Source organism: Burkholderia sp. BCC1996 (assembly GCF_905339955.1).
Taxonomy (GTDB): domain Bacteria; phylum Pseudomonadota; class Gammaproteobacteria; order Burkholderiales; family Burkholderiaceae; genus Burkholderia.
On record NZ_CAJPHM010000002.1, the window covers coordinates 279,856 to 291,400 of the forward strand.

The window sequence follows — 11,545 nt, forward strand, 5'->3', positions numbered from 1 at the left end:
GGCTATCGCCGACCGATGATCTGGCCGCGCGGAAATGCGCGTGTCGACGGGCGGACTCGCATCGCGCTTCGGCTCGACGCACGCTCGCGTAGCGGGACGATCGTCATCGACATGCATCGAACGGCATCGCTCGTCGCTCCAACGCGCGCACCCGCGTTCCGTTGTTCGCGCATCCATTAGAATCGCCCCACCGCCCACCACGCCGCCTTCGTCCGTGCCTGCCGACCATCGTCTCGACCTGAACCTGTTCCGCGTGCTCGATGCGGTCTACGTGCACGGCGGCATCGGCGCGGCCGCCCGTGCGCTGCACCTGACGCAGCCGGCCGTCACGCATGCGCTCAACCGGCTGCGCGCGCATTTCGACGACCCGCTGTTCGTGCGCCAGGGCAACCGCGTCGTGCCGACCGAGCGCACGCGCGCGATCATCGCGGACGTGCAGCTTCACCTCGCCGGCCTGCAGCGCGCCGCGCGCGACCCGGCGGCATTCGACCCGGCGACGCTCGACCTGAGCATCGCGGTCGGCATTCGCGACGTGCTCGAATCGATCGCGCTGCCGCAGATCGTCGCCGCGTTCGCCGGCGCAGCGCCGGGCCTGCGATTCGTGAGCCGCCGCGTCGCGGTGCACGACATCGAACGCGAACTCGCGTCGGGCAATCTCGATCTGGCTGTCGATCGACGCGTGCAGACCGGCCCGCGCATCGTGACCGAGCACCTGCTCGACGATTCGCTCGTCGTCGCGATGCGGCACGATCATCCGTTGACCGGCGGTCCGCTGCGGCGCAGCGACTATTTCTCCGCGCGGCATGTCGCGGTGTCGTCGCTCGGCGAACCGCAATCGCTCGACGTGCTGCTCGGCAATGACGGGCGCTTCCGTCACATCCAGCTCGTCTGCCAGCATTACTTCGCCGCCTGCCAGATCGCCGCGGCAGGCGACCTGCTGCTGACGCTGCCGCGCACGTATGCGCTGCGCATGGCGGCGATGCTGCCGATCGCCGTGCAGCCGCTGCCGCTGCGGCTCAAGCCGTTTCCGCTGCTCGCGTACTGGCACGAGTCGCGCGAGACCGACCGCGCGCACCAGTGGGTGCGCGAACGCGTCGCCGCGCTCGTGCGCGGGAGTGCCGGCGTCGCCGGCTGATCCCGGCGAGCCCCGGCGACGCGCGTGGCGCCCGCGTTTTTCCTCGAGACGGTATGCTGACGGCTCGCACGCCGCGCGTCGTCGCGGCCGCCCCTTACCCGCTTACCGGAGACTTGCCATGCCGCTCATCCACGCTGCCGCCACCCTCGCCGCCGACGCGCCCGACTACGTCGTCCAGCTGCAGGCCGGCACGCACGCGCTGACCGGCGACGAAGCGCCGCGCGAAGGCGGACAGGGCCTCGGGCCGGCGCCGTTCGAGTTCGTGCTGGCCGGCCTCGCGCAATGCACGGCCGCGACGCTGCGCATGTACATGCAGCGCAAGACGTGGCCGGCCGCGCGCATCGACGTGCGCACCGAACTGCATGCCGATCGTGAAGGGCAGCAATACGTGCGCCGCGTCGTGACGCTCGACGGCCCGCTCGACGATGCGCAGCGCCAGCGGCTCGCGGAAATCTGCGAGAAGACGCCGGTGACGCTGTTCATCAAGCGCGGCACACGCATCGAAACGACGCTGACCTGACGGGCGGCGTACCGCGCCGCCCGCGATCGACGCGTCACATAGAAAACGGGCGGGCCGCGCGCGATGCGCGGCCCGCCCGTTTGCGGATGTCGTCCGGCGCTCAGAGTCCGAGCGCGGACAGGTCCAGCTTGCCGTCCTTCACCGGCGGGCACCAGAAATACGCGCCCGTCAGCGGTCGCGTGAAGCGGAACAGGCCGTCGACGATGCCGTCGTCCGCGCCGCTCATCCGGCGCATCTGCACGTCGAACGCGCGGAACGAACGGCCGAACGCGACGAAGTAGAGCCCCGCGCGGCGCGCATCGGACCACGGCGACGAACGGCGCAGCATGAATGCCTCCGGCTCGAAGCTCTCCTGCGCGGTGCGCTTCACGTGCGCGAACTCGGGCGCGTCGTCGAGCTCCTCGTTGTCCGAGCGGCGGCGGCCGACGATGTGATCCATGTCGCCCGACGCAATGCGCTCCATCTGGTCGAAGTCGTGCAGCCATTGCTGAACCGCGACGAAGCTCGAACCGTCGAGCCCCGCGCCCTGCCCCGTGACGACCGCCGCGGCCAGCGCGTCGTCGCCGGTCGGGTTCTCGGTACCGTCCTCGTAACCCGACAGGTCGCGATCGTTCGAATAGCGGAACCCGTCGACCGCGTCCTGCAGCACGAACGCCGGCGCGAGCGCCCGCTCGATCGCCCGCGCGCGCAGCACGAGTGCGCCGCGATCGTCGCCGCGCAGCCAGACCCAGACGTCGGCCGGCGTGATCGGCAGCGTACGGTCGTTCACCGCGAACGCCGGGTATTCGGTGAGCCCCGGAACCGGGCGGCCGAGATGCGCGGCCAGCGCCTGCCCGAAACCTGCGACCGTGTCGCGCCCGTCGACGAGCTCGCGCAATGCCGCGAGCGCCGCGGCCACATTGACGTTGTTCGAAATCGTGAAAGTGAGGTATCGGGCCGCCGTGTCGATCGGAGCCAGGATGCCTTGCTGAACGTCGCTCATCGTTTCCTCAGGAGTGTATCGGGGTGAATCCGCGGGGCCGCAGCGGCCGGCGCGCAACGGCAGAGTGTAATCGATGCCGCCCGCCGCCCCGTGCGGCACCGCACCGCGGAACACGCACGAAAGAGGGCCAAAACCCCGAATACTAACCGCATCGCTGCTGCAACGCCGCATTCGTCAGACGTTGCAGCGCGTCCGGCTCTGCTGATAAAATTCCTTCACGTCTTTTTCGGCGTCCTTTCAACCGTTCACTTCAGGGAGGTGCAGATGTTCCGAATGCCAGCAACCTTCCCGAACGTGGTCCCACGACGCGGCTGATCCAGCCCGTCGTCCGCGCCGGCTTCCGGGTGCTCCGCTAACCCGCCCGCCCGCGCAATTTCCCGACAGCCCGTTTCGTTTCGCCCGCGTCGTGCGCGCGGTCCGGCTGTCGCGTTTTCGACGTTCTCCGAACCGGAAAGTCCCGTCGCGCGATGCGCCGGGCAACGATACATGACCAGAAAAACCACCCATCTGGGCGGCCAGGCATTCCAGGCCGTCTTCGGCTTCACGTTCCGCTACTGGCGCAAGCAGCCGGTGCGCATCGCGACGATCACGACGCTGGCGCTGCTCGGCGCGCTTGCCGACGTGCTCACGCCGCTGTTCGCCGGGCGCCTCGTCGATGCGCTGTCGAGCGGCCCGACCGACCGCGCCGCCGCGTGGCATGCGGCCGTCACCGCGTTCGGCACGCTGGCCGCGCTCGGCATCGGCGCGACGCTGCTGCGGCAGGGCGTCTACCTGAACATCATCACGCTCACGCTGAAGATGATGAGCGAGATCGCCGCGGCGTCGTTCCATCGCGTGCAGCGTTTCTCGACCGACTGGCACGCGAACAGCTTCGCGGGATCGACCGTGCGCAAGATCACGCGCGGGATCTGGGCGCTCGACCTGCTGAACGACACGGTGCTGATCGCGCTGCTGCCGTCGGTCACGATGCTCGTCGGCGCGACCGTGCTGCTCGGCACGCACTGGCCGGTGATGGGGCTCGTCGTCGGTGCGGGTTCGCTGCTGTACATCTCGGTGACGGTCGCGGTATCGCTCGGCATCGTCGCGCCGGCCGCGCGGCTCGGCAACCTGTGGGACACGCGCATGGGCGGCGCGCTCGCCGACGCCGTGAGCTGCAACGCGGTCGTCAAGGCGTTCGGCGCGGAGACGCGCGAGGAAGCGCGGCTCGATCGCGTGATCGGCAAGTGGCGCCAGCGCACGCGCCGCACGTGGGTGCGCGGCACGTTCAACGGCGGGCTGCAGGGCGCGATGCTCGTCGCGATGCAGGCGGCGATGATCGGCGTCGCGCTGCGGCTGTGGGCGAACGACGAAGCGAGCGTCGGCGACATCGCGTTCTCGCTGACGATGTTCTTCATGCTGCAGGGCTACCTGCGCGACGTCGGCATGCACATTCGCAACCTGCAGCGCTCGGTCAACGACATGGAAGAGCTCGTCGCGCTCGAGCGCCAGCCGCTCGGCATCGACGATCGGCCCGGCGCGCCCGCGATCCGGATCGGGCAAGGCGAGATCCGCTTCGAGCACGTGACGTTCCGCTACGGCAACCATCCGGTGCCGCTGTACGACGACTTCTCGATGCGCATCGCGCCCGGCGAACGCGTGGGCCTCGTCGGCCATTCCGGGTCGGGCAAGACGACGTTCATCAAGCTGATCCAGCGCCTGTACGACGTGTCGGGCGGCCGCATCACGATCGACGGCCAGGACATCGCGCAGGTGCGGCAGGATTCGCTGCGCAGCCAGATCGCGATCGTCCAGCAGGAACCCGTGCTGTTCCACCGCACGCTCGCGGAGAACATCGCGTATGCGCGCCCCGACGCAAGCCGTGCGGAGATCGAGCGCGCCGCGCGTCTTGCCAGCGCGCACGACTTCATCGTCGCGCTGCCGGACGGCTATGACACGCTCGTCGGCGAGCGCGGGATCAAGCTGTCGGGCGGCGAACGCCAGCGCGTCGCGATCGCGCGTGCGTTCCTCGCCGATGCGCCGATCCTGATCCTCGACGAAGCGACGTCGAGCCTCGACAGCGAAAGCGAGGTGCTGATCCAGCAGGCGATGGAGCGGCTGATGGTCGGGCGCACGACGCTCGTCGTCGCGCACCGGCTGTCGACGGTGCGCGCGCTCGACCGTCTGATCGTGCTCGAGCGCGGCAAGGTGATCGAGGAAGGCAGCCACGACGCGCTGATCCGCATCGACGGCGGGACGTATCGCCGGCTGTTCGAGCGGCAGGCGCTGGAACTCGCGAAGGGCCTGATCGATCCGCCGCGGCGCACGGCGGACGGTCATGCCGGGCCGCTTGGAGAGCCGGTGCAAGCCTGAAGGCGCCCCGATCGCAACCGGATGCGCGGCGCACCGCCGCCGCGGCCGGTTGCGTCACGCGGGGACGTCGATGCGATCGTCAGGAATTCACGAGGCCGTTGCGTGCGTCGTCGATTCCATTCGACGGCGCCACACGAGCCGCCGTGCGCTGCCCGGCAAACCCCTTGCGAACGAGGCGAGCCGGGATCACTTATCATACCGGCCAGGCAATTTGCGACGAAAGGCGGATCATGTTTACAGGCATTGTTCAGGGTGTTGGCGTCATCAAGGCCATCGAGGATCACGGCGAACTGAGAACGTTCAGCATCGAATTCCCCGAGCGGTTCACCACCGACATCGAGATCGGCGCGAGCGTCTCGGTCGACGGCGTCTGCCTGACCGTGACGACCATCCACTCGCCCGAGCTGATCGACTTCGACGTGATGTTGCCGAGCCTGCGCATCACCACGCTCGCCGACCTCACGACCGGCGCCCGGATCAACGTCGAGCGGGCCGCGAAGGACGGCGCTGAAATCGGCGGACATCCGCTGTCCGGACACGTCGATTTCATGGGAACGATCGCGAACATCGCGTCGTCCGAACACAACCGGATGATCCGCATCGGCGTGCCGGCCGATTTCAGGCGCTACGTGTTTGCGAAAGGCTATATCGCGATCAACGGCTGCAGCCTCACCGTGTCGGACGTCAATCGCGACGAAGGCTGGTTCGACGTCTGGCTGATTCCCGAAACGCGACGCGCGACCACCTTCGATGCGAAGGGCGTCGACGACAAGGTCAATATCGAGATCGAGCGCAGCACGCAGGTCGTCGTGGATACGATCCGCGAGTCGGTCAAGGAAACCCTCGGGGAATTGACCGGCGTCGTCACGACGTTGCTCGCGGAGAAGGGCATCGATATCGAGGAACTGCTCGCGCGGAACGTCGCGAAGCTGCCGAAGGCGTAACGGCGAAGAGCGCCGCCGTTCCCGCTGATGCCCGGGATCACCGGGCGTCGGCTTCCGTCGCGATGCGCCCGGTCGGCCGCCCCGCACGCCGCCTTACTCCGCCTCCGCCTGCGCCCCCTTCCCCACCGCCACCCGCTGCGCGCGATAAATCCCCGCGTGTCCGGAAAACAGATAGGCGACCACGCAGGCGACGATCGCATACACGCCGACATCCGCGCCGAACAGTTCGATCGCCATGATCGTCGACGCGATCGGCGTGTTGGCCGCGCCCGCGAACACCGCGACGAAACCGAGCCCCGCCAGCACGGGCACCGGCAGCGCCAGTACCTGCCCGAGCGCGTTGCCCAGCGTCGCGCCGATGTAGAACAGCGGCGTCACTTCGCCGCCCTTGAATCCCGACGCGAGCGTGACGACGGTGAACGCGAACTTGCCCGCGAAATCGTAAGCCGGCAGCGGCCCGTGAAACGCGGCTTCGATCGTCGGAATCCCGAGCCCGAGGTACTGCGGCACGTTCAGCACGGTGGCGGCCACCGCGACCAGCAGGCCGCCGAGCACCGGCTGCAGCGGCGCATGGCGGATCACGCGGCGAAACCACGCGGTCAGCGCATGCGTCGCGAACGCGAACAGCCGGCCGACGACGCCGAACGCGACACCCGCGACGACCGTCGCGGCCAGCCCCGTCGCCGACACGGCCGGCACGAACGGAATCGCATAAGCGGTGTGATGCACGCCCCACGCGCGGCACACGACATCCGCGACGATCGCCGACGCGACGCAGGTCAGCAGCGCGTCGTACCGTACGCGCCCGATCGCGAGCACCTCGAGCCCGAACACGGCGCCCGCGAGCGGCGTACCGAACACCGACGCGAACCCGGCCGCGATGCCGCCCATCAGCAGCACGCGCCGATGCTCGCGATCGAGCCGGAACAGGTGCGTGACGCGATCGGCGAGCGCGCCGCCCATCTGCACGGCCGTGCCCTCGCGGCCGGCCGACCCGCCGAACAGGTGCGTGACGACGGTCGCGACGAGCACGAGCGGCGCCATCCGCTTCGGCACCAGCGCCTTCGGGTCGTGAATCTCGTCGATCAGCAGGTTGTTGCCGCGCGCGACCGACTGGCCGAACCGGTGGTAGACCCAGCCGGTCGCCAAACCGGCGGCCGGCAGCCCCCACAGCAGCCAGGGACGCGCGACGCGCGTGCCGGTCGCCCAGTCGAGCGCGATCAGGAACAACGCGGAAGCCGTGCCGGCCAGCGCGCCGAGCAACGCAGAGAGCGCGAGCCAGCGGCACACGTAGCGCACGGTCGCGAAAAAATCGGCAGAAGTCGAGAAAAACATGATTTCCAGATTCGACGGGACATCAAAACCTGGGCGGCAGAATACCGCATGGACGGCCTGCGACCTCCTGACGACCCAGGAACACGCAGGCATCATCAGCCGGGCAAACCGGCGGTTGAGGGCCGAACCGCGCGCGACGCGACGGGATCGACCGCAGGGAGGCATGCCATCTCCGCAGGCGGCAATTGTACGCGACGCCGCGCGGCGCGCGCAATGCGGCCCCGCCGGGGCCGCGGCGCGCCGTCAGTCGAGCGGCATGCGCGTCACGCGTGAAATCAGTTGCGGCGCGATCCGGTCGAGCGGCAGGATCGCCGACGCCGCGCCGATTGCCGCGGCCGCCTTCGGCATCCCGTAGACGGCGCTCGTCGCCGCGTCCTGCGCGATCGTGTAGCACCCCTTCGCGCGCATCGCCTTCAGCCCGAGCGCGCCATCGCGCCCCATCCCGGTCAGCAGCACGCCGAGCGCGTCGCCCTCCCAGCCGTCGGCGACGCTGTTGAAGAACACGTCGATCGACGGCCGGTACGGCGTCTCGGCCGGATGCCGCGTATAGCCGAGCACGCCGCGCGGCGAGATGTACAGGTGATCGTTGGTCGCCGCGAGCAGCACCTCGCCCGCCTGCGGCACGCTGCCCTGCCGCGCGACGCGCACGGGCAGCCGCGTATAGCCGTCGAGCCACTCCGCCATGCCGACCGCGAACGCCTGGTCGACGTGCTGGACGATCACGAGCGCAGCCGGAAAATCGGCCGGCAGCGCGCGCAACAGCGCGGTGAGCGCGGTCGGCCCGCCCGCCGACGCGCCGATCGCGATCAGCGTCGGCTGGCCGCGCGCGGGTGCCGGCCCGGGCGGCACGAGCGTCGTGGTCCGGCTTTCGAGCAGCCGGCCGATCTGGTCGATCTTCGCGAGCAGCGGCTGCGGCGCCGCATCCGACGGCAGGCCGAGCGCGAGCGTCGGCGTGTCGACCGCGTCGAGCGCGCCGGCCCCCATCGCCTCGTAGACCGACGACGTGTTCGCGCTGACGCTCGCGGTCACGATCAGGATCGCGCACGGCGCGCGCGCCATGATCTGCCGGGTCGCGGCCACGCCGTCGAGCTTCGGCATCACGAGATCCATCAGCACGAGATCGGGCGGATGCGCGACGCAGAAATCCACTGCCTCGTCGCCATCGGTCGCCACCCACAGCACGCGGTGATCCGTGCGCAGCGCGATCACGCGGCGCAGCGCCTCGACGGCAAGCGGCAGATCGTTGACGATGCCGATGTTCATCCGCGTGCGTCCCCGATCAGGTCGTGCACCGCGTCGAGCAGCGCCTCGTCGTGGAAACTGCTCTTCGCGAGGTAGTAGTCGGCACCGGCGTCGAGCCCGCGCCGGCGATCCTCGTCGCGATCCTTGTACGACACGATCATCACCGGCACGCGCTTGAGCGTCGGATCGCCCTTGATCAGCGTGACGAGTTCGATCCCGTCCATGCGCGGCATGTCGACGTCGGTGACGACCAGGTCGAACGCGTCGCTGCGCACCGCGTTCCAGCCGTCCATCCCGTCGACCGCGATGGTCACGTCGTAGCCGCGCTTTTCCAGCAGCTTGCGCTCGAGCTCGCGCACCGTCAGCGAATCGTCGACGACGAGCACGCGGCGGCGCCGGTCGGCGAGCGCGAGCTGCCGGTCGCGCGTGAGTTTCGCGAGCTGTCCGCCGCGCACGAGCTTGTCGACGGAGCGGATCAGGTCCTCGACATCGACGATCAGCACCGGGTCGCCGTTCTCGAGCAACGCACCGGCCGCGATGTTCTGGATCTTGTGCAGGCGGCTGTCGAGCGGCTGCACGACGAGCATCCGTTCGCCGAGGAAGCGGTCGACGGCGACACCGTAGAGCTCGGGCTCGCCGCCGACGACCACGACCGCCGTGCTCGCGCGCGCGACGCCGGGCTCGCCGGCATCGAGCAGCTGGTGCGCGGCGACGAGGCCCGCGCGCCGGCCGTCGAACGGAAAATGCGGCTGGCCTTCGAGCACGTCGATGTCGTCGTGCGACAGTTCGAGCGTGCGGCGCACGTGCGCGAGCGGGAACGCGTACGGCTCGCCGCCGACCTCGACCAGCAGGCTGCGGATCACCGACAGCGTGAGCGGCAACTGCAGCACGAAGCGCATGCCCGCGCCGGGCTCGTTGAAGATGCGCACCGCGCCGCGCACGCCGCGCACCATCTCCTGCACCGCGTCGAGGCCGACGCCGCGCCCCGACACGTCGGTCACCGCATCGCGCATCGAGAAACCCGGCAGCAGCAGGAATTCGAGCAGTTCGGGATCGGACAGCCGCGCGGCCGTCTCGTCGTCGGTCAGGCGCTGGCGCACGACCGCCGCGCGCAACGCATCCATGTCGACACCCGGCCCGTCGTCGATCACGCTGACGAGCAGCGAGCCGGCGCTATGCCGCGCTTCGAGCGTCACGCTCGCCTCGGCCGGCTTGCCGCGCGCGAGGCGCGCGTCGGGCGCTTCGACGCCGTGGTCGATCGCGTTGCGCAGCAGGTGGCCGAGCGGCGCGTCGAGCAGGTCGAGGATGTCGCGGTCGACCTGCGTGCCTTCGCCGACGATCGAGAAGCGCACCTGCTTGCCGAGCGAGCGCGCGAGATCGCGGACGATGCGCGGATACGCGCGCGTCGCGTCGCCGAACGGCCGCATCCGGCACTGCAGCGCCTCGTCGTACAGCTGTTCGGCGATATGCGTGCTGCGCCGCTCGAAGCGGTCGAATTCGTCCATGCGCTCGGCGAGCGAACGCTGCAGGTCGTTGAGCATGTGCCGCACTTCGTTCACCGACGCGAGCACGCCCGCGTCGAGATCGTCGGCAAACTGTTCGTACAACAGATCGAGCGAACGGGCCGCATCGCGCTGCGCGCGCTTCACGCGCAGCATCGATTCCGCGAACGGCTTGAGCCAGCGCGATTCGACGAGCGACTCGCCGGACAGGCTCAGCAGCCGGTTCAGCGTATCGGCCCGCACGCGGCGCATCGCGCCCGCGCCGGCCGCGCGGCCGGCCTGGACCGGATCGGGCACGGCCGCCGGCAGCGCGAGCGGCGGCACCGCGGCGCCGGCCCCCACGGGCTCGTTCGCGGCGCCGTCGTGCTCGCGAGACGGCACGACGGACGGCGCCGCGGCCGCCGGCGGCGGCGCCAAAGCCGGTGCCGGCATCGCGTGCGCGCCGTCGGCGCCCGTCAGCGCCAGCGCGAACGCCTCGATCTCCGCCGGCGACACGGGCTGCGCCTGCGGATCGGCGACGCGCACCAGCAGGTCGACGCCGGCCAGCAGCACGTCGACATGCGTGGCCGTCAGCGCGATCGTGCCGGCCTGCGCCGCGACGAAGCATTCTTCCATGCGCCCCGCGATGTCGACGCCGAGCGGCACGCCGACGATGCGCGCGGCGCCCTTCAGCGAATGTGCGGCGCGCATGCACGCCTCGAGCGCGACGGAGTCGGGCTCGCCCGATTCGAGCGCGAGCAGGCGCTCGGACAGCGCCTGGGTCTGCGTGCGCGTCTCCTCGCGATACAGCTCGAGCAGCGACAGTTGGCTCAGATCGTCATCGCCGCTCATCGCATGCTCCGTGTCACGGCGTCGAACAGCCGATCGTCGTCGAGCAAGCCGATCGACTTGCCGCGCCACGACAGCACGCCGCGCGACAGGCCGGCGCTCGCGCGCCCGACCGTCGCCGGCACGGGCACCCATTCGGATGCGCCGAAGCGCAGCACGCCCTCGACTTCGTCGACCGGAAACACCACCGGCTCGCCCTGGTGCGCGGCGACCAGCAGCCGCGTGAAACGGCCGTCCGCGCCACCCTCGCGGCCCTTGCCCGCGTCGAGGCCGAGCAACGCGCCGATCGAGATCGCGATGCGCAGCGTGCCGCGAATGTTGACCACGCCGCGCACGGCCGAATGGCGGCGATGCGGCAGCGAATGGATCGGACGCGTGCCAGCGATCTCGCGCAGCACGCCGATCGGCAGCGCGAGCCATTCGTCGGCGACGCGAAACGCCAGTGCCGCCTGATGCGTATCGTCGTCGCCGTGCGCGCGGGTCGCGTCGAACGCGCTGATCCGCTGCGTCGCGTCGGCCAGCTCGGCGGCGCCGAGCGGGCGTTCGAGCAGTTTCGCCGCGTGATACGCGTAGACCGGGCAGTTCAGGCAGCGCAGGCAATCGGCCAGCCGCTCGCACGAGCGGTCGCCGTGCGTGCCGATCCGGTTCCAGCAATCGTCGACGCCGATCGTCGTGTCGTCAGTGGCAACGGCGTCACGGTTCATTCGT

At 70.0% G+C, this 11,545-nt stretch carries 9 protein-coding genes and 1 riboswitch; of the genes, 4 read left to right on the forward strand and 5 right to left on the reverse strand.

Annotated elements, in window-relative coordinates:
* Positions 1–214: 214 nt before the first annotated feature.
* Together U4Z64_RS03340 and U4Z64_RS03345 are read left to right on the forward strand one after the other, a co-directional pair.
* Positions 215–1,135, forward strand: coding sequence for a LysR family transcriptional regulator (locus tag U4Z64_RS03340; RefSeq protein WP_321819234.1), 921 nt, complete (start codon positions 215–217; stop codon positions 1,133–1,135).
* 118 nt (positions 1,136–1,253) lie between these two features.
* Complete coding sequence (locus U4Z64_RS03345; RefSeq protein ID WP_321819235.1) at positions 1,254–1,655, forward strand: OsmC family protein; 402 nt, start codon at positions 1,254–1,256, stop codon at positions 1,653–1,655.
* Between the two features lie 100 nt (positions 1,656–1,755).
* On the opposite strand, the gene U4Z64_RS03350 is transcribed toward U4Z64_RS03345, so the two are convergent.
* Positions 1,756–2,637 carry a Dyp-type peroxidase gene (locus tag U4Z64_RS03350; RefSeq protein ID WP_321819236.1) on the reverse strand — a complete coding sequence of 294 codons (882 nt, stop codon included), beginning with the start codon at positions 2,635–2,637 and terminating at the stop codon, positions 1,756–1,758.
* A gap of 486 nt (positions 2,638–3,123) precedes the next feature.
* Between U4Z64_RS03350 and U4Z64_RS03355 the strand changes: the two genes are divergently transcribed.
* Together U4Z64_RS03355 and U4Z64_RS03360 are read left to right on the forward strand one after the other, a co-directional pair.
* A complete protein-coding gene (locus U4Z64_RS03355; protein ID WP_321819237.1) occupies positions 3,124–4,986 on the forward strand; it encodes an ABC transporter ATP-binding protein in 1,863 nt (620 codons plus the stop codon).
* A gap of 230 nt (positions 4,987–5,216) precedes the next feature.
* Positions 5,217–5,930, forward strand: coding sequence for a riboflavin synthase (locus U4Z64_RS03360; RefSeq protein ID WP_044846624.1), 714 nt, complete (start codon positions 5,217–5,219; stop codon positions 5,928–5,930).
* Positions 5,931–6,023: 93 nt separating this feature from the next.
* Here U4Z64_RS03360 and U4Z64_RS03365 read toward each other — a convergent pair whose 3' ends face one another.
* From U4Z64_RS03365 to U4Z64_RS03380, 4 genes are all read right to left on the reverse strand, one after another.
* Complete coding sequence (locus tag U4Z64_RS03365; RefSeq protein WP_321819238.1) at positions 6,024–7,265, reverse strand: voltage-gated chloride channel family protein; 1,242 nt, start codon at positions 7,263–7,265, stop codon at positions 6,024–6,026.
* 79 nt (positions 7,266–7,344) lie between these two features.
* Positions 7,345–7,448, reverse strand: a riboswitch (Fluoride riboswitch).
* Positions 7,449–7,508: 60 nt separating this feature from the next.
* Entirely contained in the window at positions 7,509–8,528 is a 1,020-nt protein-coding gene (locus U4Z64_RS03370) for a chemotaxis response regulator protein-glutamate methylesterase (protein ID WP_044846626.1), read from the reverse strand.
* The gene (locus U4Z64_RS03375; RefSeq protein ID WP_321819239.1) at positions 8,525–10,840 is read right to left on the reverse strand and encodes a hybrid sensor histidine kinase/response regulator; all 2,316 of its coding nucleotides are present in this window, start codon (positions 10,838–10,840) and stop codon (positions 8,525–8,527) included. Before U4Z64_RS03375 ends, U4Z64_RS03370 begins: the two co-directional genes overlap by 4 nt.
* A complete protein-coding gene (locus tag U4Z64_RS03380) occupies positions 10,837–11,541 on the reverse strand; it encodes a chemotaxis protein CheW (RefSeq protein ID WP_044849304.1) in 705 nt (234 codons plus the stop codon). The genes U4Z64_RS03375 and U4Z64_RS03380 overlap by 4 nt, the downstream gene beginning before the upstream one ends.
* Positions 11,542–11,545: the final 4 nt, after the last annotated feature.